The 25,757-nt window shown below is 70.1% G+C and carries 20 protein-coding genes and 1 tRNA gene; 7 read left to right on the forward strand and 14 right to left on the reverse strand.

The features are described from left to right. The first annotated feature begins 48 nt into the window (after positions 1–48). Complete coding sequence (hyi, locus tag Y590_RS20310) at positions 49–825, forward strand: hydroxypyruvate isomerase (RefSeq protein ID WP_060771437.1); 777 nt, start codon at positions 49–51, stop codon at positions 823–825. Between the two features lie 22 nt (positions 826–847). On the opposite strand, the gene Y590_RS20315 is transcribed toward hyi, so the two are convergent. Next, the gene (locus tag Y590_RS20315) at positions 848–1,891 is read right to left on the reverse strand and encodes an AraC family transcriptional regulator (RefSeq protein WP_286161787.1); all 1,044 of its coding nucleotides are present in this window, start codon (positions 1,889–1,891) and stop codon (positions 848–850) included. A gap of 152 nt (positions 1,892–2,043) precedes the next feature. On the opposite strand from Y590_RS20315, the gene Y590_RS20320 reads away from it, so the two are divergent. Further along, complete coding sequence (locus tag Y590_RS20320) at positions 2,044–2,520, forward strand: DUF2380 domain-containing protein (RefSeq protein ID WP_286161788.1); 477 nt, start codon at positions 2,044–2,046, stop codon at positions 2,518–2,520. A gap of 116 nt (positions 2,521–2,636) precedes the next feature. On the opposite strand, the gene Y590_RS20325 is transcribed toward Y590_RS20320, so the two are convergent. From Y590_RS20325 to Y590_RS20355, 7 genes are all read right to left on the reverse strand, one after another. Continuing rightward, positions 2,637–3,509, reverse strand: coding sequence for an SDR family oxidoreductase (locus Y590_RS20325; protein ID WP_060771438.1), 873 nt, complete (start codon positions 3,507–3,509; stop codon positions 2,637–2,639). Positions 3,510–3,586: 77 nt separating this feature from the next. Continuing rightward, positions 3,587–6,559 (reverse strand): FAD-binding and (Fe-S)-binding domain-containing protein, encoded by a 2,973-nt coding sequence (locus Y590_RS20330; RefSeq protein WP_060771439.1) that lies wholly within the window; start codon positions 6,557–6,559, stop codon positions 3,587–3,589. 178 nt (positions 6,560–6,737) lie between these two features. After that, positions 6,738–8,111: a polyhydroxyalkanoate depolymerase gene (locus Y590_RS20335; protein WP_060771440.1), complete on the reverse strand. Its 1,374-nt coding sequence runs from the start codon at positions 8,109–8,111 to the stop codon at positions 6,738–6,740. 226 nt (positions 8,112–8,337) lie between these two features. Next, positions 8,338–9,771 (reverse strand): NAD-dependent succinate-semialdehyde dehydrogenase, encoded by a 1,434-nt coding sequence (locus tag Y590_RS20340; RefSeq protein ID WP_060771441.1) that lies wholly within the window; start codon positions 9,769–9,771, stop codon positions 8,338–8,340. A gap of 155 nt (positions 9,772–9,926) precedes the next feature. Next, complete coding sequence (locus Y590_RS20345) at positions 9,927–10,967, reverse strand: Hint domain-containing protein (RefSeq protein ID WP_060771442.1); 1,041 nt, start codon at positions 10,965–10,967, stop codon at positions 9,927–9,929. Between the two features lie 979 nt (positions 10,968–11,946). Then, a tRNA-Leu gene (locus Y590_RS20350) sits at positions 11,947–12,031 on the reverse strand. Positions 12,032–12,154: 123 nt separating this feature from the next. Then, entirely contained in the window at positions 12,155–12,460 is a 306-nt protein-coding gene (locus Y590_RS20355; RefSeq protein ID WP_060771443.1) for a FliM/FliN family flagellar motor switch protein, read from the reverse strand. Positions 12,461–12,518: 58 nt separating this feature from the next. Here Y590_RS20355 and lipB point away from each other — a divergent pair, with 58 nt between their 5' ends. Further along, on the forward strand, positions 12,519–13,250 hold the full coding sequence (gene lipB / locus Y590_RS20360; RefSeq protein WP_060771444.1) for a lipoyl(octanoyl) transferase LipB: 732 nt from the start codon (positions 12,519–12,521) through the stop codon (positions 13,248–13,250). Between the two features lie 117 nt (positions 13,251–13,367). On the opposite strand, the gene Y590_RS20365 is transcribed toward lipB, so the two are convergent. Then, positions 13,368–14,528, reverse strand: coding sequence for a glycosyltransferase family 2 protein (locus tag Y590_RS20365; RefSeq protein WP_060771445.1), 1,161 nt, complete (start codon positions 14,526–14,528; stop codon positions 13,368–13,370). A gap of 245 nt (positions 14,529–14,773) precedes the next feature. Here Y590_RS20365 and Y590_RS20370 point away from each other — a divergent pair, with 245 nt between their 5' ends. After that, positions 14,774–15,220, forward strand: a complete 447-nt coding sequence (locus tag Y590_RS20370; RefSeq protein ID WP_060771446.1) for a DMT family transporter — start codon at positions 14,774–14,776, stop codon at positions 15,218–15,220. 21 nt (positions 15,221–15,241) lie between these two features. Here the strand turns inward: Y590_RS20370 and Y590_RS20375 are convergent, their stop codons facing one another. Then, positions 15,242–17,200 (reverse strand): AI-2E family transporter, encoded by a 1,959-nt coding sequence (locus Y590_RS20375; RefSeq protein WP_060771447.1) that lies wholly within the window; start codon positions 17,198–17,200, stop codon positions 15,242–15,244. 71 nt (positions 17,201–17,271) lie between these two features. Then, entirely contained in the window at positions 17,272–17,646 is a 375-nt protein-coding gene (locus tag Y590_RS20380; RefSeq protein WP_060771448.1) for a response regulator, read from the reverse strand. Between the two features lie 173 nt (positions 17,647–17,819). Between Y590_RS20380 and Y590_RS20385 the strand changes: the two genes are divergently transcribed. After that, positions 17,820–19,181 (forward strand): pentapeptide repeat-containing protein, encoded by a 1,362-nt coding sequence (locus tag Y590_RS20385; protein ID WP_060771449.1) that lies wholly within the window; start codon positions 17,820–17,822, stop codon positions 19,179–19,181. Positions 19,182–19,267: 86 nt separating this feature from the next. After that, complete coding sequence (locus Y590_RS20390; protein WP_502689472.1) at positions 19,268–21,676, forward strand: hybrid sensor histidine kinase/response regulator; 2,409 nt, start codon at positions 19,268–19,270, stop codon at positions 21,674–21,676. Between the two features lie 206 nt (positions 21,677–21,882). On the opposite strand, the gene Y590_RS20395 is transcribed toward Y590_RS20390, so the two are convergent. Next, positions 21,883–23,298 (reverse strand): aminotransferase-like domain-containing protein, encoded by a 1,416-nt coding sequence (locus Y590_RS20395; protein ID WP_060771451.1) that lies wholly within the window; start codon positions 23,296–23,298, stop codon positions 21,883–21,885. Between the two features lie 121 nt (positions 23,299–23,419). Between Y590_RS20395 and Y590_RS20400 the strand changes: the two genes are divergently transcribed. Beyond that, positions 23,420–24,307, forward strand: coding sequence for a DMT family transporter (locus tag Y590_RS20400; RefSeq protein ID WP_060771452.1), 888 nt, complete (start codon positions 23,420–23,422; stop codon positions 24,305–24,307). Positions 24,308–24,319: 12 nt separating this feature from the next. Here Y590_RS20400 and Y590_RS20405 read toward each other — a convergent pair whose 3' ends face one another. Both Y590_RS20405 and Y590_RS20410 read right to left on the reverse strand, forming a co-directional pair. Next, a complete protein-coding gene (locus tag Y590_RS20405; protein ID WP_060771453.1) occupies positions 24,320–25,054 on the reverse strand; it encodes a response regulator in 735 nt (244 codons plus the stop codon). A gap of 125 nt (positions 25,055–25,179) precedes the next feature. Next, positions 25,180–25,710 (reverse strand): GNAT family N-acetyltransferase, encoded by a 531-nt coding sequence (locus Y590_RS20410; protein ID WP_060772384.1) that lies wholly within the window; start codon positions 25,708–25,710, stop codon positions 25,180–25,182. Positions 25,711–25,757: the final 47 nt, after the last annotated feature.

The raw sequence follows: 25,757 nt of genomic DNA on the forward strand, positions 1-25,757 counted from the left end.
AAAATCCATCATTTTTGAATGCATTTTGTGCGACCAGACGGCCCGGATATGCCCCGCTTCGCTGCCAATCTGAGCCTGCTGTTCACCGAACGGCCGCTGCTCGATCGGTTCGCGGCAGCCCGCGCTGCCGGATTCGCGGCCGTGGAGATGCAGTTTCCCTATGTCGAGCCGAAGGAGGCGCTGGCGCACCGCCTCGCGGAGACGGGCCTGCCGCTGGTGCTGCACAACCTGCCGCCCGGCGACTGGGCGGCGGGCGAGCGCGGCATCGCCATCCTGCCCGACCGGGTCTGCGAATTTCGCGAGGGCGTCGCGCGCGCGATCGAATATGCCGGGGCACTCGGATGCCGGCAGATCAACTGTCTTGCCGGCCTCATACCGGCCGGCATCGAGCGGGCGTGCCTTCTCGCGACGCTGACCGAAAATCTCGCCTACGCCGCCGACGCGCTGGGACGAGCGGGCCTGCGCCTGCTGATCGAGCCGATCAACGACCGCGACATGCCAGGCTTCTTCCTGAACCGTCTCGCCGACGCCGCTCGCGTGATCGAGGCGGTCGGCGCCGCAAACCTCTTCATCCAGGCCGACCTCTACCACATGGCGATGATGGGCGAGGATCTGGCCACCGAACTCGCAGCCTACCGCGCCCGCATCGCTCACGTCCAGATCGCCGACGCCCCCGGCCGCCACGAGCCCGGCACCGGCCGCATCGATGTCGCCGCCGCGTTCGCGACCCTCGACCGCCTCGGCTACGACGGCTTCATCGGCTGCGAATACCTGCCCGCTTCCGGCACGGAAGCCGGCCTCGGCTGGATGTCCGCGTACCGCTGAAAATCCCGGGATCCCAAAGGGATCATTCCTTTGGCGGGGTGCCGGGGCAGCGCCCCGGCTTGTCTCCAGGGCTCTGCCCTGGACCCGCGAAAGGACCTGTCCTTTCGACACCTGGACTTGTGAGGTGCAGGCGGCGCCAAGCCCGTGGTGTCAGGCCGGTCCAGCCGAGAAAGGCACGGGTGAAGTGGGCCGCATCGGCGTAGCCGAGATCGAGCGCGATCCGGCCGATGGGGCTTGTGGGCTGCGCCAGCAACGCCTCGGCACGCACCCGCAGAACATGCTGGAGGATGTGTGCGAAGCCCGTGCCCTCCGCCTCCAGCCGCCGCTGCAAGCCGCGCCGCGACAGGCCGAGCCGGCGTGCGACCCAGTCGATCGAGGGACGGCCCTCGCACAGTGCGAGATCGACCAGCCCGGCGACGCAGGCCGGCAGGCCGTCCGGCAGCGGTTGCGGCGGCGTGTCGAGGAGCGGGCCGGGCGCTGGATTCGGCGTGGTCAGCAGCGCGGGGCCGAAGTGAAGGCCGGCACGCGGCCCGAGATCCAGATCGCAACCGAAGACGCGCTCGATCTCGGCCCGGTCGGGCAGGGTCGCGCCGGTCAAGATCGCGCGCCGCGGGCGCCAGCGTGGCCCGAGAAAGTGCCTCACCGTGCCCAGCAGGTAGCCGAGCGCCAGCATCTCGTTGGCTTGCCGCCCCACCTCGATCCGCTCGGCGACGGCGTACCCGTAGACGGCGTCCCCGCCCTCCTGGCGCAGGCCGGTCCAGGTCGCGGTCTGGAGAAGCTCCGGCGTGATCGCCTCGACCCGCGCCAGCGCCGCGCCGAGGGTCGCGCATGCACGGACGTGCCGGCCGATGGCGCCGAGGCCGCCGATTCCCGTGGCGATGGAGAGCCGGGCGGGCAAGGCAGGGTCGCCGCTCTCGCGCACGGCCTCTTCCACGAGGCGGAGCTGATCGCGCAGCAGGATGAGGCGGTCGGGCGCGTCCATCAGGGCGAGCGGCATCTCGGCCCGCCGGAACACCCGCGCGATCGAACCGCCCGCGGTCTCCACCGCCCCCACGATCGGGCCCATTGTGCACGCCCGCGTCAGTCCCGCCCTGTCCATGGGCCCTCCTCCCGGTGCGCAGGCTCGACCGGGCGGCACCGAATGGCAAGAGGCCGGGCCCCGAGCGCCGTAGCGTCCCCCTGAGCCGCCTCATGCGGTGTTGGTGGAACGGGGTGATCATGAGCGGAACCTATGGCGCCCGATGGGGCGCGCAGCTTGCTGCGGCCGGTCTCATCCTGGCGGCAGCGCCGTCCGCCCCGTGCGCCGAGCCGAGACCGACGACCTTGGCGATCCTGCCGCTGAAGCTCCTCGACACGTCCGGCGAGCCGATCGACCAGGGGCCGGAGCACGCCCGCCGCCTCGCGGTCATGGCCCAGGATCTCGCGGCCGATCTCGGCAGCGACGGCAGCTACCGCACCCTGCGGCTCGCCTCGGAGACGCTCCGCACCCGTTGCCCGGGCGAGCACCCCGAATGCCTCCTCGCCGCTGCCCGGGAAGCGGATGCGAGCCTCGTCTTCGTCGGTGTGGTCCACAAGAGCAGCACGTTGATCCTGCAGATCTTCGCGCGGGTGGTCGATACGCACACCGGCCACGCGGTGCTGACCCGCGACCTCAATTTCCGCGGTGATACCGACGAGGCGTGGCACCGGGCCTAAGCCTTCCTCGCCGGGCAGATCCGGGAGGCCAGACCCTGATCGGCTTCGGCTCCGCCGCCGGCGCATCGTCCTGGATCTCGGATCGAGGACGATGCGCCGGGGTGGCGGAGGGGATGTCAGAAGATCGGCATGCCGCCGGCGACGGTGATCAGGGCGCCGGAGGTGTAGCTGCTCTCTTCGGCTGCCAGCATCACATAGGCCGAGGCGAGCTCCGCCGGCTGGCCGGGGCGGTTGAACGGCACTTGGCTGCCGAAGGTCTTCACCGCATCCTCGCTCATCCCGGCGGGGATGAACGGCGTCCAGATCGGGCCGGGCAGCACGCCGTTCACGCGGATGCCCTTTTCGGCGAGCAACTGTGCGAGGCCGAGCACCATGTTGCTGAGCGCGCCCTTGGTGGCGCTGTAGGCGAACAGGGTCGGCACCGGGTGCTTGGAATTGACCGAGGAGGTGAAGATCACCGAGGCGCCGGGCTTGAGATGCGCCAGCGCGGCCTTGGTGGCGTAGAACGGGCCGAAGATGTTGGTCTGGAAGTGTTTTTCGAACACGTCGTCGTCGATGTCCGCGACGCCCTGGTTCGGCTGCTGGAAGGCGGCGTTGTTCACCAGGATATCGAGCCGGCCGAATTCCTTGGCCGTGCGCTCGACGATCTCGCGGGCATAGGCCGCGTCCTTGATGTCCCCGGGCAGCAGCAGGGCGCGCCGGCCCGCCTTCTCGATCCATTGGCCGACGCTCTCCGCATCCGCCTGCTCGTCGGGCAGGTAGGAGATCGCCACGTCGGCGCCCTCGCGGGCATAGGCGATGGCGACCGCCTTGCCGATGCCGCTGTCGCCGCCCGTCACCAGGGCCACCTTGCCGGCGAGCCGGCCGGAGCCCTTGTAGCTCTCCTCGCCGTGGTCGGGCTCGGGCGCCATCTTGCCCGTCTTACCGGGGAAACTCTGCGACGGCGTCTCGAAGGGCGGGCGCGGGTACTTGGTCAGCGGATCGGACATCACGGCTCCTGTTCGGGGATTGCCGCGACAACCGGATGGGACGGCCTGCGTTCCGAAGCGGCGACCCTGAGCCGCGGTCAGCCCGCCGGCATAAGGGCTGTATCGAGCACGCGGGCCACGTGGATCGCGTCGCGGCCGAGACCGTCGTGGATCTGGTGGCGGCAGCTCGTGCCGTCGGCGACCACGAGGTCGTCGGCGGACGCTTTCCGGAGCGCCGGGAACAGCGACAGCTCGGCCATGGCGAAGGAGACGTCGATCGTATCCTTGCCGTAGCCGAAGGCGCCGGCCATGCCGCAGCAGCTCGATTCGATGACGCGCACATCGAGCCCCGGCACGGTGCGCAGCACCGTCTCCACCGACCCCATCACTCCGAACGACTTCTGGTGGCAATGGCCGTGCAGGTGGGCGACCCGGCCGCCCTGGTCGGCGAGCGGGAGGCTGATGCGGCCGGCGGCGAGATCGGCGGCGAGCAGTTCCTCGAACAGCAGGGCGCTCTGGGCCAACGCGCTCGCCTCCTCCCGCGGCAGCAGGGACAAAAACTCGTCGCGGAAGGTGAGGAGGCAGGACGGCTCCAGGCCGACCACGCGGGCGCCGGCCCGCACGAAGGGCAGGAGCGTGTCGAGCGTGCGCCGAGCCTCCTCGCGCGCCCTGTCGGTCTGGCCGGAGGCGAGATAGGTGCGGCCGCAGCAGAGCGGGCGGCGGCCCTCATGGGCGACGACGCGGTGCAGGCGGTAGCCCGCCGCGCGCAGCACCCGCTCGGCGGCTTCCAGGTTCTCGCGCTCGAAGGCGCGGTTGAAGGTGTCGCCGAACAGGACGAGGTCGCGGTGGTCGCCCGCCACGTCTTGCGGATGGGCCACCTCGCCGGTCTCCCGCCAGGGCCGGCGCCATTCCGGCAGCGAGCGGCGCGCGGAGAAGCCGGTCCATGCCTCACCGAACCGGGCGAGCGCCGGGTAGCGGTTGCGCAGGTTGAGCAGCGGCGCGAGGGCTGCGGCGACGCCGGCGTAGCGCGGCATCTCGGCGACCAGCCGCTCCTTCAGCGGCAGGCCGTGCCGGGCGTGGTAATGGTGCAGGAACTCGATCTTCATCTTGGCCATGTCGACGCCGGTCGGGCATTCCCGGCGGCACGCCTTGCACGACACGCACAGATCCATCGTGCGCTTCATTTCAGGCGACAGGAACGCGTCCGGCCCGAGCTGGCCCGAGATCGCGAGGCGCAGCGAGTTGGCGCGTCCGCGGGTCAGGTGCTGCTCGTCGCGGGTGGCGCGGTAGGAGGGGCACATCGCGCCGCCGGCAAGCTTCCGGCAGGTGCCGTTGTTGTTGCACATCTCGACCGCCGGGCCGAACCCGCCCCAATCCGACCAGTCCAGCGCCGTCTTCTGCGGGGCGCTCACCGCGTAGCCGGGGCCGAAGCGCATCAGCGTGCGGTCGTCCATCTTCAGCGGACGGACGATCTTGTTGGGGTTCAGGCGGTTGTCGGGATCAAAGCCGTCCTTCACCGTCTCGAAGGCGCGGGTGAGTTTTTGGCCGAACAGCGGCTCCACGAATTCGGAGCGCGAGATGCCGTCGCCGTGCTCGCCCGAATAGGAGCCCTTGTGACGGCGCACCAGCTCTGCCGTCTCCTCGGCGATGGCGCGCATCTTTTTGACATCGCCGCCCTGCTTCATGTCGAGGATCGGGCGCACATGCAGGCAGCCGACGGAGGCGTGGGCGTACCACGTGCCGCGGGTGCCGTGCCGCGAGAACACCTCGGTGACCGCATCGGTGTAGTCGGCCAGATGCTCCAGAGGGACGGCGCAATCCTCGATGAAGGAGACGGGCTTGGCGTCCCCCTTCATCGACATCATGATGTTGAGGCAGGCCTCGCGCACCTCCCAGACCGCCTTCTGGCGGTTCGGCTCCACGACCTCGACGACCGCGTCGGGAAAGCCGTGATCGGCCATGCACTGGTCGAGGCGCCTGAGGTCTCGCTTCAGCGCGGCAAGGTCGTCGCCGGCGAACTCGGCCAGCAGCAGGCAGTTCGGCTGGCCTCGCGTGATGTCGGCCAGGGTCGTGCGGAACAGCGGGATGTCGGCGCCGAGCACGAGCACGTTGTTGTCGACGAGTTCGACCGCCACGGGGTCGAGGCCGACGATCGCCTTCGTCGTCTCCATGGCCGCGCGGAACGAGGGGAAGTGACACACGCCCATGGCCCGGTGGGTCGGTAGACGGGAGAGCTTGAGCGTCACCGCGGTGGTGGCAGCGAGCGTTCCTTCCGAGCCGACGAGGAGGTGGGCGAGGTTCGGGCGCGGTTCTATCAGCGAATCGAGATTGTAGCCGCCGACCCGCCGCTGCACCTTCGGGTACATCGTCTCGATTTCGTCGCGGTGGGCATCCGCCAAAGCGAGCATGCGTCGGGCGAGGTCTTCCGCCCGCGCGCCGCCGGTCACGGCGCTCGCCGCGTTGCCGGTGAGCCCGAAGCCGAAGGCGGCGCCGTCGTGGAACAGGGCCTCCAGAGCGAGCACGTTGTCGCTCATCTTGCCGTAGCGGAGCGAGCGGGCGCCGCAGGAATTGTTGCCGGCCATCCCGCCGATGGTGCAGCGGGTCGCGGTCGAGGGCTCGACGGGGAAGAACCAGCCGTCGGCTTTCAGCCGCGCGTTGAGGCGCTCCAGCACGTGGCCGGGTTCGACGGTGACCGTGCCCCCTTCCGCGTCGTAGGCGAGCACACCGTTGAAGTGGCGCGAGCAATCGACCACGAGGCCGGAGCCGATCGGCTGGCCGTTCTGCGAGGTGCCGCCGCCGCGCAGGATCACGGGGACGTCGTAGTCGGCCGCGACCTTCAGCGTCGCGGCGATGTCGGCGGCGCTCTTGGGGAAGACCACGCCCGCCGGCATGATCTGGTAGATCGAGGCATCGGTGGCGTAGCGTCCGCGGGTGAAGGCGTCGAAGCGGGCCTCGCCCTGCAGGGTCTCCGCGAGCTTGCGCGGCAGCCCCGCATCGTTGCGGGCCTTCGCCCGCGCGCTGGAGGCCGTTGCCCCAAAAGCCGCTTCGCCCGGTGTCGCGCTCGCGCCCAAGTGGAACCTCCCTCCCCGCGCCGCAGCCTGTACGGGCGCATGGCTTTTTGAATGCATAATTCCAGCGCGGGGGCGGGTCAAACGCGGTGGGGTCGCAGCGTCCCTTCCACGTCAAAGCGGCCGCCGAAGGAATCGGCGGCCGCTTTGACGGATGGCGGAGAGCGGTTGGGAGCAACGGTTACAGGGCAATCCGCTGCCGGATCGCTTCCGGTCGTTCCTGCCGATCGGCCATGGCCTCGGGCAGCATGATGGCGCGGGCGGGTGTGGCGCGCGGAGACTGCAGGACGGGGCTGTGGCGCAGAAGGATCGGATGCGGCTCCGGTGCCGGCACGACCGGGGCCGGACGCGGCGCGGCGGGCCGCAGGCTGCGTTCCATGAAGCCCAGCACCAACGGCACGATGTCCTGGCGGAAGCGCGAGCCGTTGAAGATGCCGTAATGCCCGGCGCCAGGCTGCATGTGGTAGGTCTTGGCCGCCTCGGGCAGGTTCACCGCGAGATCGAGGGCGGCCTTCGTCTGGCCGAGGCCGGTGATGTCGTCCTTCTCGCCCTCCACCGCCATCAGGTGGCAGCGGTGGATCGCGCCGAGATCGACCCGTTCGCCGTGATGACGCAGGGTGCCGCGGGGCAGGTCGTGGCTGATGAAGACCCGCTCGATCGTCTCAAGGTAGAACTCGGCAGTCAGGTCCATGACCGCGAGATACTCGTCGTAGAAGGCGCGGTGGCGTGCGGCCGAGTCGCCGTCGCCGCGCACGAGATGGTCGAACATCGCGTGGTGGGCGTCCCGGTGGCGCTCGAGGTTCATCCCCATGAAGCCGGCGAGCTGAAGGAAGCCCGGATAGACCGCGCGGCCCGCTCCCGGATATCCGCCCGGCACCGTATGGATGCAGTGCCGCTCGAACCACGCGAAGCCCTTCGCCTCGGCCATAATGTTGACGGCGGTGGGCGAGCGACGGGTATCGACCGGCCCTCCCATCAGCACGGCCGAGCGCGGCACGAGCGGATGATCCTGCGCCTCCATGCGGGCGATGGCGGCGAGCACCGGCACCGAGGGCTGACAGACTGCCGCGACGTGAAGGTCCGGCCCGAGCGCCGCGAACAGGGCGATGCAGGTATCGATGTAGTCGTCGAGGCCGAACCGGCCGGCGCTCGCCGGCACCTGACGCGCATCGGACCAATCGGTGATGAAGACCTGATGGCTGGGGAGGAACGCCTCGACCGTGCCGCGCAGCAGCGTGGCGTAGTGGCCCGACATCGGCGCGACGATCAGGAGCTTGGGCTTCGCCTCCCGTTCCGCGGAGGGCTCGCCGAAGGCGACGACGCGGCAGAACGGGCGCTCCCAGACCACTCGCTCCGGCACGCCGAGCCCGAAGGCCGGCTTGGCGTAGACGCGGGTGGCGCGCTCGAACATCTCGCAGCCCGCGGCCATGGTGCGGCTCTGCGGGGCGTAGGCGAAGGGATTGAACGGGTTCTCGCAGGCAAGCTTGGTAGCCTCCGCCGCCAAGCGCATCGGTGCGAGCATGAGATGGCCGGCCTCGTAAAGAGGATACAGCATGCGAGCGCTTCCCTCGGAGCAGCTCGCTTGAATCAAGCTGTCCTTTTCTTGAGTTCGTGAGGGCTTAAACTCCCGAACCTCAAGAAAAGTTTCATTTGCTCAAGTTCGGCTGTGGATCAGAGCAGTCCCACCCTCTCATAACGGGCACTGCATCGGCTCGGCGGAGGCACGCTTGACCGGTGACGTGGCGGCCGGGGTGGCGAGCGACGGCGCCACCCCGGCCCGGTCAGGCGTTGGCCTGCGTCACGAATTTCGTCGTGAGATAGGCCTCGATCGCCTCCGAGCCGCCCTCGCTGCCGTAGCCGGAATCCTTCACGCCGCCGAAGGGCGTCTCGGGCAGCGCGATGCCGTGGTGGTTGATCGAGATCATGCCGGCCTCGACCCCCGCCCCGACCCGGTTCGCCCGGGTGCCGGAGCGGGTATAGGCGTAGGCCGCGAGCCCGTAGGGCAGGCGGTTGGCCTCGGTGAGCGCCTCCGCTTCATCGGAAAAGCGTCGGATCGCCGCGATCGGTCCGAACGGCTCCTCGTTCATGATCCGGGCCTCCAGCGGCACGTCGGCGAAGACGGTGGGCTCGAAGAAGTGGCCGCGATTGCCGATGCGGCTGCCGCCGGTGAGGAGGCGCGCGCCCTTCGCCTCGGCATCGGCCACGAAGGCCTCCATCGCCTCGACACGGCGGCCGTGGACGAGGGGACCCATCTGCGTCTCGGGATCGAGGCCGTCGCCGACCTTGAGCGCCTTTGAGGCGGCCACGAAGCCGTCGACGAAGCGGTCGTACACGTTCTCCTGCACGAGGAAGCGGGTCGGGGCGACGCAGACTTGGCCGGCGTTACGGTACTTGTTGGCGGACAGCACCCGCACGGCGGTGTCGATATCGGCATCGTCGAACACGATCGCCGGAGCATGGCCGCCGAGTTCCATCGTCGCCCGCTTCATGTGCTGGCCCGCGAGCGCCGCGAGCTGCTTGCCGACCGCGGTCGAGCCGGTGAAGGTGATCTTGCGGATCACCGGGTGCGGGATGAGATAGCCGGAGATCTCGGCCGGATCGCCGTAGACCAGGGCGAGCGCGTCGCCGGGCACGCCCGCATCGAGGAAGGCGCGCACCAGTTCGGCGCAGGAGGCCGGGGTGTCCTCCGGTCCCTTGAGGATGACGGGACAGCCGGTGCACAGCGCCGCCGAGAGCTTGCGCACGGCCTGATTGATCGGGAAATTCCAGGGCGTGAAGGCCGCCACCGGCCCGACCGGCTCACGGGTGACGATCTGCAGCACGCCCTCGGCGCGGGCGGGGATGACCCGGCCGTAGGCGCGCCGGCCCTCTTCGGCGAACCACTCGATGATGTCGGCCGCCACCCCGGTCTCGATCCGTGATTCGGCGAGCGGCTTGCCCTGCTCGACGGTCATGGTGCGGGCGATGTCCTCCGCGCGCTCGCGCATCAGCGCGGCGGCCCGGCGCAGCACCTTGGACCGGTCGAAGGCGGAGACCCGCCGCCACGCGGCAAAGCCCCGTTCGGCCGCCTCCAGCGCCTCGTCGAGATCGGCCCGCGTCGCAACCGCGACCCGGCCGATCGCCTCGCCCGTAGCCGGGTTGAGGACGGCCAGGGTTCCGCCGCCGCCACCGGGACGCCAGCGGCCGGCGATGTGAAGCGAAACGTCGAGGTCCATGGGCCATCTCCGGGGAAAGGGACGGCCTTTCATATAGGCGCCGCGGCGCCGGGGCATCGCCCCGGATCGCATCCGGCCTGCTCGGTGGCCGCGGGCGGGCCCGACGCCACGCGCCCCTGCCGGGGTTCGGCAGAGGCGCGTGGTCGGTCGCCCTGTTACGCGGCGCGCCACACCGGCATGTCGGTCCAGGCGGCGTGGCCGTCGATCTCCGCGGCGAAGACCGCGCCGAGCCGCTGCCGCTCACCGTCCACGAGGGCGCCGTCCACCGCCACCGGGCGGCAGCGGCCGTGCTCGCCGGCCGGCACGAAGTCGGGATCGGTCAGCCGGCCGTCCTCGCCCGCAAACCAGACCCGGCTGCCCATGTCGTAGTAGCTCTCGGCAGCCAGACCTTCGGCGAGCAGGATGTCGTGCGCATCCAGCTCGACATGCCAGTAGGTCACCTGCGTCGCCGGCTCGCGGAGGACGGAGGTGCCGTTGATCAGGCACATCACGGGCACCAGCACGCCGCCCTCGCCGTTGGCATCGGCGCCGACGAGCACCGGATGGCCATGCGAGAGGCGCAGATCGCGCGCCGGGAGGCCGGGGCCGAAGGCGCCCGCGCGGATCCGGATGGGCTGCTCGTTGTGGGGCAGCGCCTCACCCTTGGTATCGAGGGCGCGGTTGCCGATCCACGTGATGGGACGCAGCGTTCCGGAGGCCGTCACGGCGAGATCGCCGACGATCAGATCCTCGACCGCAACCTCGCCGCGGGCCGTGCGGATGAGGGTGCCCGTGGTGAAGCAGGGCGCAGCCTGGACGTTGTAATCGCCGAGCGTGTTGTTGCCGTCGGCCAGGAAGCGCGTCCGGGTGGACCCGGCAGGCGGATTCGAGCCGACCACCTGGGTGTTCGAGAGAAGGTAGCGGTAGTTGCCGGTCTCCGTCTCCCCGGGCGGAATGGCTCTGCTTATGAACAGGATCTGGCCCGAATTGTCGAACTGCGTCGAGGTCAGCTGAATGGACGTGCCTGCAAAACCGGCGGGAGCATCGGCTCCATAGGTCAGCGTTACTGGATCGCCGACAGCGTTGATGGTGCCTGATACTGTGACGGAATAGGTCGAGGCGGTATCGACCTGAAAGTTTCCGGATGCGCCGCCGTCGTCGGTTCCAAGGAAGCCAGGAGCATACGTGGTATTATTGAACGTGATTGGCAAAGCCATAGTTCATCCCTCCCATTTCGAGCGGGCGCTTTTTCGTCAGTTATGCGCCGAGCGATCAATTGGCGACGAATACAGAGAGATGGGCTCCGTTCCAGGAGCGCCTGCGGCCTTCAACGCTGCTTTGCTCTGACTCTGCTTTCGGTCACGGCCCAACCATGCGGGGAACCGGCGACGCCGACAATCCATCGGGATCTGTTATCTGCCGATCGGATTATAATTCTCTCATGATCGTGGAATGATGTGCCGGATCTGCAACATTTCACTGCCGAAAACGCTGGCTTATCAGTCGGTTAGGCAAAATCATCCGGGAACTTTCGGCAATTAATTTGCGCCTTTATCTTCCGTCTGGCGGGGTCGATGCGCCGATCCTTCGACCATGCCGAGAAGAGCGGCTCGCGGCGGCGCGTTGCGAGTGCGGACGCTCCCGTCACACGGCCAGCTGTGATTCTGGTTGCCGCTGCCCAACGGTGCGGCGTCCGCCGGCCGGGCGTTCTCGAACAGCATCGAAGGCCGTCGCTGAGCGTCACGCCTCCAGCCCTGTCTCGGGTGACGCTGCGTTCGCTCGCGCGTCGGAGGGCGTTCCCGAAGACGGCGTCGTCCGGATCGGGCTCGTCAAAGGCAGATTTTCGGAACAGCCGCCAACGCCGAGGGCGCCCGCTTCATCGAGGGAATGCGGCCGGACCCTGCCGCTCACGGCGATGGTCGGCCGATCCCCCGGGATGGTCACCGCGGACGAAACAACCGAACAGCGGCTTCGATCGTGAGAGGTCGGCGCAGCATCAATGCCGGGCCGATGCCATGCGCCTCGAACCAGCCGAGCGATCACGGAACATCGCCGCGCCGGATGGAAAGACCCTCTCCGGGGGATGCTTCCATCAACGCGCAGCGCCGGGAAGTCTTGTGTGAGACCGCTGCGTGATTGCGGCTATTTCGCTTCTAATTTTCGCCCCAACTCCTTCCGATCACTCAGGAAAGAGTATGGTGCGGCCAAGAGGACTCGAACCTCCACCCCTCGCGGGACTAGCACCTCAAGCTAGCGCGTCTACCAATTCCGCCATGGCCGCCCTTGCCGCCGTGCCGCTTGTGGCGGCCGGTGTCTTGTGTGGGCGGCGCAGCGGATAACAGATGCCCGGGGCGGGCACAAGCGCCGGATGCGCTTCTTGGCGTTTTGCCGCCTCGAAATCCGCTCAGGGCATCGCGCCCGCGTCGTCGAGGATCGGCACGGCGCCCTCGCCGATGGTCACGCCGGGGGTGCGCACGACCTCGGCCTTGCGGATCAGCTCGGTCACCTCCACGGAGATGCGGTTTCCGGTCACCACGATCTGCCCGCGGGCGATCGGGTGATCGTTGGCGAGGATCTCGACCATGTCGGTCTCGGTGGCCTCCAGCTCGATCACCGCGCCGCGGCCCATGCGCAGCAGCATGTGCAGCGGCATGTGGCTGCGCCCCAGTACGACCTTGAGATCGACCTGCAATTCGTCCAGGACCGCCACGCGCGGATGCTCCGTTTGTTAAAAACCCGGAAAACCTTCCGCACGCGATGGTGAAGTCTTGGTAAACAATTCCTTCACGGCACCCGCTTCCCGGCTTTCGATCGCACCCGCGACATTCCTGCCGCGGGCGGGCGCGCCGCCGGTGGTCTGGCGCGTGACCGACACCCTCGTCGACTACCAGGAGGCGGAGGCCGAGATGGAGGCCCGCGCCACGGCCATCGCCCGCGGCGAGGCGGACGAACTCGTCTGGCTCCTGGAGCATCCGCCGCTCTATACGGCGGGCACCTCGGCCAAGACCGCCGACCTCGTCGAGCCGGAGCGCTTCCCCGTCCACCGCACGGGCCGGGGCGGGCAGTACACCTATCACGGGCCCGGCCAGCGCATCGCCTACGTGATGCTGGACCTCAACCGGCGCCGGCCCGACCTGCGGGCCTATGTGGCGAGCCTGGAGGCGTGGCTGATCGCGACGCTCGACGCCTTCACCGTGCGGGCCGAGCGCCGCGAGGACCGGGTCGGGGTCTGGGTGCGCCGGCCGGACAAGGGGCCGACCGTCGAGGACAAGATCGCGGCGATCGGCATCCGGGTGCGGCGCTGGGTGAGCCTGCACGGGATCAGCCTCAACGTCGAGCCGGACCTCGCCCACTTCTCCGGCATCGTGCCCTGCGGCGTGCGCGAGCACGGGGTCACGAGCCTGGCCGACCTCGGCCGCATCGTCAGCCTGCCCGAGGTGGACATGGCGCTGCGCGCCGCCTTCGAGCCGATCTTCGGCCCGACACGCGACGAAGCCTGAAATCCGGGGTTTCGAAAGGGCAAGCCCTTTCGCGGGTCCAGGGCGGAGCCCTGGAAGAAGGCCGGGGCGCTGCCCCGGCGCCCCGCCAAAGGGGTGACCCCTTTGGGATCCCGGACTTTACGCGTCGGCGGTGGCCGTTGGGGCGACCGGGCGTGCCGACGGCGCCGAACGGCGCAGGCGGAGGCTCGCGCGCAACAGCGGCAGGACGAGGCGGGCGAGCCGGATCTGGCCGGGAAGCTGCCGCGGCATCAGCGGGCGGTAGGCGAGGCGCGGGCTGGCGCGATCGACCGCCGCGACGATCTCGCCGACCCGTGGCAGGGCGGCGATGCGGCGGGCTTCGCCTTCAGGGATGCCGAGCCGGCGCGCCCAGGCGAGATCGCGGGTGAGACGGCCCTCGTCGTAGAGGCGGCGCAGCCGCGCCCGCCAGACGTAGCGGTGGAGCGCGCGGGGCACCGGCTCCATGCGGGCGTCGCACAGGGCGTCGGGCTCCTCGCAGCGGGAGCGGATCGTGTCGGCGACGCCGCCGGCCGCCCGGCCGGTGAGCCGGGCCGAGATCAGCACCAGCACCGCCCGGTCATGGCGCACGCGAAAGCCCCGCTGGAGCAGGGCGCCGACGAAGGCGCCATCCTCGCCGAGGGGAATCTCCGGCATGCCGCCGACGTCGCGGTAGGCAGGAAGCCGCACGGCGAGCGAAGCGCCGATGGTGGTGCGATGGCAGGGCCAGGGATCGTGCGGATCGGGATCGATGCGCGCCTCCATCTCGGTGATGAGCGCGTCGTAGGTGTCCTCCAGCCGGCCGCGGGCGGGCAGCGAGGGCGGCAGCAGGGCCGCCTCCTCCGGGATCAGCTCGACCCGGCCGGCGACCGCGTCGGCACCCGCCTCCAGGGCGGCGAGGTTGGCCGCGACCCAATCCGGCGGCACGATGCTGTCGGCATCGGTCGTCAGGAGCGTCGCCGTCGCGGAGGCCGTCCCCTCCGCTTCGAGCCACGCGACCGCCGCGTCCATCGCCGCGCGGCGCGCCCAGCCCGCATGCGCCCCGGCATGAACGCGCTCGATCACCCGGACGGGAATCGAGAGCGCCGGCACGAGACGGGCGACGATCTCCGCCGTGTCGTCGGTGCAGTTGTTGAGGAACAGCACGAGCCCGAGCCGCCCCGGCGCGAGGCCGGTCTGCCGGTCGATCGCCGTCAGGCAGCGGGCGATCCGCTCGGCCTCGTTGCGCACGGGGATGGCGATGAGGGTGTCGAGGCGCGACGGCGTGGGGGAAACGGGCGGCACGGACAGGCTCCGGGAAAGCCGATGGGAGGCGCCGGAAGGCGGGCTCCGCGCGGCGCGTGCGCCTCCATAGGCTGCGCTTGATGAACCGCGGCTGATGGTCTCGCGCCACGGAACGGCGCGGGCGGGCCCCGGTTTCCCGCGCACCCCCGTCAGCAGGCAGCCTTCAACGGAGGCTTCGAAGAATCGTCCCGGGATCGCGCGGGATCCGGACCCCTCATCGCGGCTCGCCGCAGGAACCCGAAACGATGATCGTCCTCTACGGCATTGCCCTGCTCGCCGGCATCGCCACGGCCGTGCAGCCCGGCCAAAGCACCCAACTCGCCAAATCCTTCGGCGAGCAGCCCTTCGCGGCCGGGCTCGTGTCGATGCTGGTCGGCACCGTCACCATGCTCGGCATCGGCCTCGCCACCGGGCGTCTGCACCTGCCGAGCCTTCAGCAGGCCGGTCAGACGCCGGTCTGGGCGTGGTTCGGTGGTGCGCTCGGCGCCGGCGTCATCCTGGCCCAGCTCTTCGTCGCGCAGCGGATCGGCGCGGCGGCCTTCCTTGGCCTTCTCGTGACCGCGGGCGTCGTCACCTCGATCACGCTCGACCATTTCGGGCTCGAAGGCTTCACCGTCCATCCCGCGGGCGTCACGCGCCTTCTCGGAGGGGCGCTGATGATCGCGGGCGTCGCCCTGGTGGCCCTGTCCTGACCGGGATCGCCCGGCCACCCCCTACTCCGCCGCCTGCCGAAGCCGGGGCGAGGCCGGAGAAGCCTTCCCGGCCCGCGCCCGTGCCAACGCCGCGTCGAGGGCGTCGCTCAGCGAGGTCACGAGCAGGTCGGCGGAGATCGCCCGGCGCAGGCGGCCGAGGGAAGCCGGGTCGCGCTCGCGCCAGAAGCCGACGAGGATCGTCACCCCCGGCGCGGCCTTGCGGGCGCGGCGGATGGTCAGGCGGATCTGCGACAGGCTGATCGGGTCGAGATAGGAGAAGCAGATCATCGCCGGGCGCTCGCCCTCGGGCAGAGCATTCGGTAACGCGTTGCCCGGCGCCACCCGTGCCCCGAGCCCGTGGCGGGAAAGCGTCTGGGCGAGCATCAGCGTCGCGGCCTCGTCGAAGGCACCTCCGCTCGGCACGCACAGGACCGGCGCCTGCCCGCGCCAGGCCGAAGCCAGGTCGTCAGGGCCGAGCACGATGCCGGCGGTGTGCCGGTCCGGCCCCACTGCGGCGAAGGCGGCCTCGGCCTCGGCACCGATGGGCTTGCGTGAGCGCCGCGGCATGCCGCGCTTGCGCGCCAGCCCCAGCGCCTCGACCACCGTGCGGAAGCCGGCGCCGACCTCGCCCTGCCGGGCTCGGTCGAGCATGCCGCGTGCCGCATCCTCCTGGGCCATGCGCAGGCCCGGGAGCACGACCTCGTCGTAGTAGGTGACGAGTGCCCGCTCCTTCAGGAACAGCCGCCCCTGGTCGACGGCCTCGGCCGGATCGCCCGCCAGCATGCGCTGGTAGAAGATCTCCTGGGGGCCGAGCGCCGGGCGGTCGCCGAGGATCACGTCGAGGAACCACAGCCGCTCGACATGGCGGCCGAGCACCACGAGGCAGACCGTCAGCGGGGTGGCGAGGAGGAGGCCGATCGGCCCCCACAGGAAGGTCCAGATCGTCGCCGCGAGGATCACCGCAATCGGCGAGATGCCGGTCGAGTGCCCGTAGAGCAGCGGCTCCACCACGTGCCCGGCGATGGGCTCCACGATCAGAAACAGGATCGCGACCTGGATCGCCATCGACCAGCCGGGATCGACGGCCACGGCGATGGCGAGCGGCAGCACCGCCGAGATCACCGCGCCGACATAGGGCACGAAGCGCGAGATGCCGGCGATGACCCCGAACAGGATCGGGCTCGGCACGCCGATGAACCAAAGGCCCACGCCGATGACGAGGCCGAAGGCGACGTTGAGGATGAGCTGCGCCACGAAGAACCGGCTGAGCCGGCTCGTGGCGTCGTCGATCGCCGCGGTGGTGCGGCGCAGGTCGCTCGATCCCGCGAGCCGGATCGCGCGGTTTCGCAGATCCTCGCGCTGGAGCAGGATGAAGATCGTGAACAGCAGGATCAGGCCGAGCGTCGCCAGCGGATGCAGCACCCCGCCCGCCACGCTGCCGAGCGTCGTCAGCAGCCCGGAGCGGGGGGCGTGGATCTCGACCTGCATCGGCCGCTCCACCGTGCCGAGCGGCGCGTTCGTCTCGGACTCGGTCTTGGAGGCGGGCGGCTGCAACTCCTTGCCGATCTCCTCGGCCATGTCGAAGAAGCCGGAGAACGTGTCCGACAGGCTTCCGCGCTCGGCGGTGGCGGCGCGCAGGGCCGTGATCTTGTCGCGCAGGGTCAGCGAGTAGCGCGGCAGATCGGTCGCGAGCTGCGCCGCCTCCCGGGCGATCAGGCTGCCGATGGCGCCGAGCAGGCCGAATGCCAGCACCACGACCAGCAGCACCGCCGCCACCCGTGGCACCCGGACGCGCCGCAGGGCCCGCACGGCGGGCACGAGGACGAAGCTCAGCAGGATGGCGAGCGCCACCGGCACGAGGATGTCGCGGCCGAAATACAACGCGCCGGCGAGCGTCACGACCAGCAGCATCGAGGCGAGCGTCGTCACCACCGGCAGCGCTTGCCGCAGCAGCCGCGTGGTGACCGGATCGGTGGTCATGGCGTCCTCATGGGCAACGGGGCCCGTTCGGGTAATGGATCGTTCGGAGCGGTGGAGGCGGGCCGGACGCCTCAATCCCCCGCGCCGATCGCCGCGCCGATCTGGGTGAGCAGTTTGGGGAAGTCGATCGGTTTGGGGTGATAGTCGTCGCAGCCGGCCTGGATCGCCTTGTCGCGGTCGCCCGACATGGCGTGGGCGGTCAGCGCGATGATCGGGATGGCACGGGTATCGGTCGCGGCCTTCAGGGCGCGGGCGGTCGACCAGCCGTCGAGGATCGGCAGGTTCATGTCGAGCAGGATCACGTCGGGCTGGGCGGCGCGGGCCTGCTGCACGCCCGCCTCGCCGTCATGGGCGAGCACGACTTCGTAGCCGCGGCGCTTGAGCCGGCGGGACAGGAAATCCCAGATCTCCTCGTGGTCTTCCACCAGCAGGATTTTGCCCGACACGCCTGAACCCCTTACTCGCGCCGCACGCGCTGTGGCCACACAACGCACGGAAAGCCGTTGCGGTAGCATAGGATCGTTCGCAAAACCGCGTCCCTTCCACGGCCCCTCGCCTTGTGTCGCTCGGGCCGGGCCGGCTATGGGGCTTGGGGGCGGGATCATGCGGGGCGTTTGCGGTGCGACAGGGCGATGCGGAGGGCGATGATCCGCGCGTCGCAGCACTGCTCGCGCGTCTGTCGGACGACGCGGTGCCGTTCTCGATCGCCGGGCGCGACGACTTGGCCGGGCTCACCCTGTCGCGCGCCGCGCTGAACGGTCACATCGATCCGACGGCGCCGCCGCGCTGGTGGAGGGAGGGCGCGGGCGGGCTCGACCTGGTCGGCGCCGACCTCGCCGACGCCCGGCTGGAGATGACCGATTTTTCCGACGCCTCCTTACGTCGCGCCTCGCTTGCCGGCGCGCTCGCGCGCTCGGCCGGCTTCGCGAATGCCTGCCTGGAGGAGGCAGACTTTTCCGGTGCGGACCTCAGCGGCGCGCGCTTTGCCGGAATTGCCGGCGGGCAGGCCTCCTTCCGCGAGGCGATGCTGGAGGATGCCGACTTCTCCGGCGCGACCATGCGCTTTGCCCGGCTCGACAAGGCTTTGCTCGACGGCGCCCGCTTCGAGGGCGCCGACCTGTGGGGTACCGACTTCACCGGGGCGGATGCCGACGATTCCGTGTTCCGAAAGGCTCGGCTCGACGAGGCCAACCTCTCCGACTGCAATCTCACCGGCGCGGATTTCGAGGGGGCGAGCCTGAAGAAGGCGCGGCTCGTCGGCTCGCGGCTGCGGGGCGCCAACTTTTCCGGGGCCCGCCTCGACGGGGCGGACATGTCGGGGGCCGACTTCTCCCGCACCAGCCTCGTGCGGCTCGACCTCACGACGTGCAAGCTGCACCGCGCGCGCTTCGCCGGCGCGTGGCTGGAAGGCGTGCGGCTCTCCGTCGAGCAGATCGGCGGGATGGTCGGCGAGGAGGCCGCCGGCGAGTACGAGGCGGCCCAGGCGAGCTATCTCGCCCTCGAGCGCAACCTTCAGAGCATCGGCAGCCCCGAGGGCGCGAGCTGGGCCTACAAGCGCGGGCGCCGCATGGGCCGCCGCCATGCCGGCGTGCGGGCCCGCAAGGCCTTTTTCGCCCGCGATGTGCGCGGAACGCTGAGCGCCGGCTACCGATGGATCGCCGACCGCTTCGTCGAGTGGCTGTGCGATTATGGCGAGAGCCTGTCGCGGATCGCCCGCGCCTTCCTCGTCGGGATCGTCCTGTTCGCCGGGGCCTATGGGGCGACGGGCGGGCTCTTCCACGAGGGCGAGAACACGCCGACCTACAACCCGCTCGATCTCGTGAGCTACAGTGCGCTCAACATGATGACTGCCAACCCGCCGGAGATCGGCGTGAAGCCGCTGGGCCGCGTCACCAACCTGCTGGTCGGGCTGCAGGGGGCGGCGGGCATCGTGCTGATGGGGTTGTTCGGCTTCGTCCTCGGCAACCGCCTGCGCCGCTGACTTTTGATTTCGCATCCGCGCGAAAGCCGGCCACACCGGGCGGACGCAAACCGTGACGACGCGGCTGCGACGCCGACGAAGCCATGATGCCGACGAAGCTGACGGGAGACATCACCGTGACCGTACAGGACGGGAAGATGCCGGAAACCGGGCCGACCATGGCCGATTTCCGCAATCTCGCCGACGCCTTGCCGCAACTCGCCTGGATCGCCGAGGCCGACGGCACCCTCGTCTGGTACAATCGCCGCTGGTACGACTACACCGGCACGACGCCCGCCGAGATGGCCGACCATGGCTGGCGCAAGCTGCACCATCCCGACCATCTTGCCGGCGCCGCGGAGCGCTTCGCCTCCTGCATCGCGGCGGGCGAATCGTGGCAGGACACCTTCCCCCTGCGCGGCAAGGACGGCCGCTACCGCTGGTTCCTGTCGATGGCCGAGCCGGTCCGCAATGCGGACGGCACCGTCGTGCGCTGGTACGGCACCAACACCGACGTCACCGAGACGCGGGTCGCGCAGGACGCGCTGGGCCATTCCGAGCAGCGCTTCCGCGCGCTGGTGGATGCTTCCGCCGCCGTCATCTGGAGCACGACCGCGCAAGGGGAGCTGATGCCGCCCCAGCCCAGCTGGGCCGCCTATACCGGCCAGAGCGACGAGGCCTATCAGGGCTGGGGCTGGATCGACGCGATCCATCCCGACGACCGGGCGCGCGTCGCCGAGGTCTGGGCCGAATGCGTCGAGAAGGTGAAGGTGTTCGAGGTCGAGTACCGCCTGCGCCGCCACGACGCGGTCTGGCGCGACATGGAGGTGCGCGGCGTGCCGGTCCTCGCCGAGGACGGCTCCATCCGCGAATGGGTCGGGCTCAACATCGACATTACCGCCCGGAAGGAGGCCGAGGCCGCGATCGAGCAGGCCCGCGCCGCGGCGGAGGCGGCCAACCTCGCCAAGAGCCAGTTCCTGGCCAACATGAGCCACGAACTGCGCACGCCGCTCTCGGCGGTGATCGGCTATTCCGAGATGCTCGGCGAGGAGCTGGAGGATCTGGGCCAGGCCGATCTGCTGCCGGACCTGCGCAAGATCGAGTCGTCGGCCCGCCACCTGCTCGGCCTCATCAACGACGTGCTCGACATTTCCAAGATCGAGGCCGGTCGCCTGACCCTGGCCGCGGAGACCTTCGATGTCCTGTCCCTGATCGAGGATGTCACGGCCGCCACGCAGAGCCTGATCACGAAGAAGCGCAACCACTTCCGCCTCGATTTCGAGGGGGATCTGGGCGCGATGCATCAGGACCAGTTGAAGCTGCGCCAGTCGCTGATCAACCTGATCGGCAACGCCGCGAAGTTCTCGGAGGAGGGCGAGATCATCCTCGGTGTGCGGCGCCTGCGGAAGGACGGGGCCGACTGGCTGAGTTTTTCCGTCTCGGATACCGGCATCGGCCTGACGCAGGAGCAGATCGGCCGGCTGTTCGAGCGCTTCTCCCAGGCCGACGAATCGACCACGCGCCAGTTCGGCGGCACCGGCCTCGGGCTCGCCATCACCCGCGCGTTCGTCGAGCGGATGGGCGGTACGATCGGCGTCGAGAGCATCTTCGGCGAGGGCGCGACCTTCACGATCCGCCTGCCGGCCGAACTCGCCGCCCACGAGGAAGAGGTCGAGGCGGAAAGCGTCGCCGCCCGCGTTCAGGAGATCACCGAGGGCGAGGCGCATCTGCACGACGTGGTGCTGCTCGTCGATGACGACCCGGCCGCCCGCGACCTGCTTCAGCGCTTCCTCGAACGCGAGGGGTTCCGCGTGCGCACCGCCAATGACGGGCGGGCCGGGCTGACCTTGGCCCGGGCGCTGAAGCCGCGGGCGATCCTGCTCGACATCGAGATGCCGCGCATGGACGGCTGGGCGGTGCTGCACGCGATCCGCACCGATCCCGAGATCGCCGAGACGCCGGTCATCATCACAAGCGTGGTCAACGAGTTCAGCCTCGCTCACGTGCTCGGCGCCACCGACTACATGGTCAAGCCGATCGATTGGGGTGCGCTCAAGGATGCGATGGAGCGCTACCGCCCCGTCGACCGCGAGGGCAGCGTGCTCGTGGTCGACGACGACGCCGACGCCCGAGAGCGGGTGCGCCGCACGCTCCAGCGCGACGGCTGGCAGGTGCGCGAGGCCGAGAACGGCGCCGCCGCCCTGGAGAGCCTGGATCAGGTCCGCCCGAGCCTGATCCTGCTCGACCTGATGATGCCGGTGATGGACGGCTTCGCCTTCCTGCGGGCGCTGCGTGGGCGCCCCGATGGCGACAGCATCCCCGTGGTGGTGCTCACCGCCAAGGAGATCACGAGCGAAGAGAAGGAGAGCCTCGGCCGGCAGGCCGACCGGCTCATCGTCAAGGGTACGATGAGCCTCTCCGAAATCGGCCGGCAATTGCGCGACCTCTACAGCCGCCAGGAGGGCACGCCGCTGCCGGGCAAGATCCAGAGTTTGATTGACAAGCTGTCGCCGTAGAACCGGCTGAGAGTGCCTGACAAAACTCCCGGTCCCTGACCGTTCTCGCTCGGGCGATGACAGCGCGGCGGGAGTTTTGTGAGAGACACTTAGTGGTCCAACCCACACCCTCACCCTGAGGTGTCGGCGCAAAGCGCAGGCCTCGAAGGGGCTTACAGGGATCGCGCGGGGTACGGGAAGACCCTTCGAGGCCGCTTTGCGGCGCCTCAGGGTGAGGATGCGGCTGGGATCTCCGCTCCCTCCATCGCCCGCGTCAGCCCCTCGTAGACCCGCGGATCGGTCATCTGCGCCACGTTGAAGCGCATGAAGCTGCCGGCCGTCTGCGAGACGCTGAAGACGTTGCCGGGGGCCAGCACCAGACCCTCCGCCAAGCCGGCGCGGGCCAGAGCCGCCGCGTCCTGCCCGTCGGGCAGGCGGCACCAGAGGGTGAAGCCGCCGCGCGGTACGATCCAGGGCGCGATGCCGAGCGAACCGAGCCGGGTGGTGGCCTCCCGGCGTGTCCGTGACAGACGGCGGCGCAAGGCTTCCAGATGCTTGCGGTAGCTGCCGTCGGCGAGCGTGCCGGCGATCAGCTCGGCGGCGACCGGGCTCGGGCCGCCGAAGCTCGTCGCCACCTGGAGATCGACCAGGGCCTCGATCCAGTCGGGGCGCGCAGCGATGAAGCCGCAGCGAATCGAGGCCGAGAGCGTCTTCGAGAAGCTGCCGATGCGGATCACGCGGGCGAGGCCGTCGAGGGCCGCGAGCCGGGGCGAGGGCTCGGGCTCCAGATCGGCGAAGATGTCGTCCTCGACGATGGTGAGGTCGTGCCCCGCCGCGAGCGTCAGGAGCCGGTGGGCGGTCTGCGGCGAGAGCGTCGCGCCGGTCGGATTGTGGAGCGCTGAATTGGTGACGTAGAGGCGCGGACGATGCTCGGCGAGGGCCGCGGCGAAGGCCGCCAGGTCGGGCCCCGTCGGCGTGTAGGGCACCCCGACGATCCGGACCGCGTGGACGCGCAGCACGGCCTGGAAGTTGAAGTAGCAGGGATCGTCCACGATCACCGTGTCGCCGGGCCGCAGGAGAAAGCGGCCGATCAGGTCGATGGCTTGCGTGCCGGAGGCCGTGAGCAGCAGCTGATCCGCGCCGAGTTCGATCCCCTCCCCCGCCATCCGGCGCACGAGGTGACGGCGCAGGGACAGCGCGCCGCGGCTGACACCGTAATCGGTCAGCACCGCGTCCCCGGCCTGCGCGAGGCCGCGCACGGCCCGGCGGATCGCCGCGCTCGGCATCCACTCGGCCGGAAGCCAGCCGCAGCCCGGCTTGAGCATCTCCGGGCCGGCATCGAGCGATTGGCGCGAAACCCAGAGCGGATCGATCGCCCGTTCCCGCCGCGGCTCCGCCTCGGTGAGCGCCAGCGGCGAGACCGCCCCCGAGACGAAGAAGCCCGCGCCCGGCCGAGCCCGGATCAACCCCTCCGCCGCGAGCCGGTCATAGGCTTCGACCACGGTCGAGGGCGAGACGCCCATGGTCGTGGCGAAGCGGCGGATCGAGGGCAACTTCTCGCCTGGGCTCAGCGCCCGGGCGGCGAGCTTGGTGCGGATCGCCGTCATCACCGCCGCCGTACGGCCTGCGATCTCATCCGTCATGTCACGATCGCTCAAGCATATGGGCGCAACGAGCCATACAGTTCGGTTCAGACTGTAGGGCACTGTTTGTGTCGCCGCCAGGGATCGAGTTCTAACCTCGCATCGCCCTTCGAGACGAACGATGCCCGAACATCACAGGAACAATCCGGTCGGAAAGACCTGGGACGGGTGGGGCTACGGCTTCCTCGGCGTGCTCATCTTCAGCGGCTCGCTCCCGGCGACGCGGCTGGCGGTCGGCGGCTTCACGCCGCTCTTCCTCACCGCCTCGCGCGCGGTGATCGCCGCCGGGCTCGGTGGCGCGCTCCTGGCCCTGCTGCGGCAGAAGCGGCCGGCGCGGGGCGATCTCGGGCCGCTTGCCGTCGTGGCCCTCGGCGTCGTGGTCGGCTTTCCCCTGCTCACGGCGCTGGCGCTCCGGCACATCACCTCGGCCCGCTCCATCGTGTTCATCGGCCTGCTGCCGCTCGCCACCGCCCTGTTCGGTTTGTTGGGGGCCCATGACAGGCCGAAACCCGCCTTCTGGCTGTTCTCGGGCATGGGCAGCGTGCTGGTGGCGGGCTTCGCCCTGGCGCGCAGCGAAGGCGCCGACCTGACGGGCGACGGGCTGATGCTGGGGGCGATCCTGCTGTGCGGTCTCGGCTACGCCGAGGGCGCCCGCCTGTCGCGCCGGCTCGGCGGCTGGCAGGTCATCTCCTGGGCGCTCGTGCTGGCCGCACCCGCCATGGCCGTTCTGGCGCTCGCCACCCTGCCGGATTCATGGACCGGGATCGGCCTGCCGGCCTGGGCCGGGCTCGGCTACGTCTCGGTCTTCAGCATGCTGGTCGGCTTCGTGTTCTGGTATCGCGGGCTGGCGCTCGGCGGCATCGCCGGGGTCGGGCAATTGCAACTGCTCCAGCCCTTCTTCGGCCTCGCGCTCGCCGGCCTTCTGCTGGGCGAGCCGGTCGAGGGGGCGATGGTCGCGGTCGCCGCCGGGGTCGTGCTGTGCGTCGTCGCGGCGAAACGGTTCGCCTGAAGGCGATCCCGATCAGAACCCCCCGCCCGCCTGATCGAAATCGACATAGGCCGTCTCGATCACGATCTGCGTGCGGCTGATGACTTCGAGCTTGCGCAGGATCTCGGAGACGTGGGCCTTCACCGTCGAGCCGCCGACCTGCAGCTCGTAGGCGATCTGCTTGTTGAGCTTGCCCTGGCGGATCATGCCGAGCACCCGCATCTGCTGCGGGGTCAGGCGGGCGACCCGCTCGGCGATCGGCGCCTTGTCGCCGCCCCGCGCCGGGGCCGGAGCGGCGGCAAGATCGGGCGGCATGAACAGGGCTCCGCCGAGCACCTCGGAGATCGCCCGGGTCAGGGTCGCCTTGTCGACGGCCTTCGGCACGAAGCCGGCCGCACCGTGGCGCAGGGCCTCCTGCATGATGCGCGGATCGGTAACGCCGGAGACGATCAGGATCGGCACGCGGGGAAAGCGCGTGCGGATCGCGGTGAGACCCTCGAACCCGGTCACGCCCTGCATCGAGAGATCGAGCAGCGTTAGGTCGATGGCCGGGTTCCGGCCCAGGATCTCGCTGGCCGCCCCGATGCCGTCCGCCTCGTGCAAAACGGCGTCGGGGAAGGCGAGCGCGATGGCGCTCGCCAGAGCCTCGCGGAACAGGGGGTGGTCGTCGACGATCAGGAGGCGCAGCGCCTGTCCGCCTGCCAGGGGAGCCGCCTCGTCGGAGTGGCCGCCGATATCCGATTGTGCGCTGGCCGTCATCGCGATCATGTCTTCCGGCGCGCCGGCACTGGCCGGCGAGGGCCCATTCGCCGATCTTAGGCCGATTCGAGATCCGCCGCTTCCCGGTCTTTGGTCCATCCCCCCCGTCCGGCCCGTCGGCACGGCCTGCGGGGTCAGATGCCTTCGAGGACGAGCTGGCGGCGGCCGGGGCGGTGCCCCTCCGAGCCGGTCTCGCGGAAGCCGATCTTGTGCAGCAGGCCCCAGGAGGCGACGTTGCCGGGCCGGCATTCGGCCACGATCGCCCGGCGGGGAAAGCGGCGGCGCAGCAGGCCGACGATGGCGGAGACCGCCTCCGTCCCGAAGCCGCGCCCGCGGGCGGCCCCGCCGATCCAGTAGCCGATCTCGACCGCGCCCTCCCCCCGCAGATGGGTGCCGACGACGCCGACGAGCGGGGCGGCCGCCTCGCGGCTCCAGGCACCGAGGAAGCGGTCGCGCCCATGCCGACCGGAGGCGATCAGCGCCTCGGCGTCCGCCAGGGTGAAGGGGGTGGCGAGGAAATCGACCGCGCCGGTGATCGCCGGATCGTCGGTGAGCGTGTGCACGGCCCGCGCGTCCCCCGCACCGAGCGGCGCGATCGTCAGCCGCCCCGTCTCGAGACCGGGCAGGTCGCTCAGGCTGTCGCGGCGGATCCGGCGGAGGAACATGTTTGCGGCATGCTGTGGCGCGCGTGAGACCATTAACGCTCTGTCTC

The sequence above is a fragment of the Methylobacterium sp. AMS5 genome (genome assembly GCF_001542815.1).
GTDB lineage: Bacteria > Pseudomonadota > Alphaproteobacteria > Rhizobiales > Beijerinckiaceae > Methylobacterium.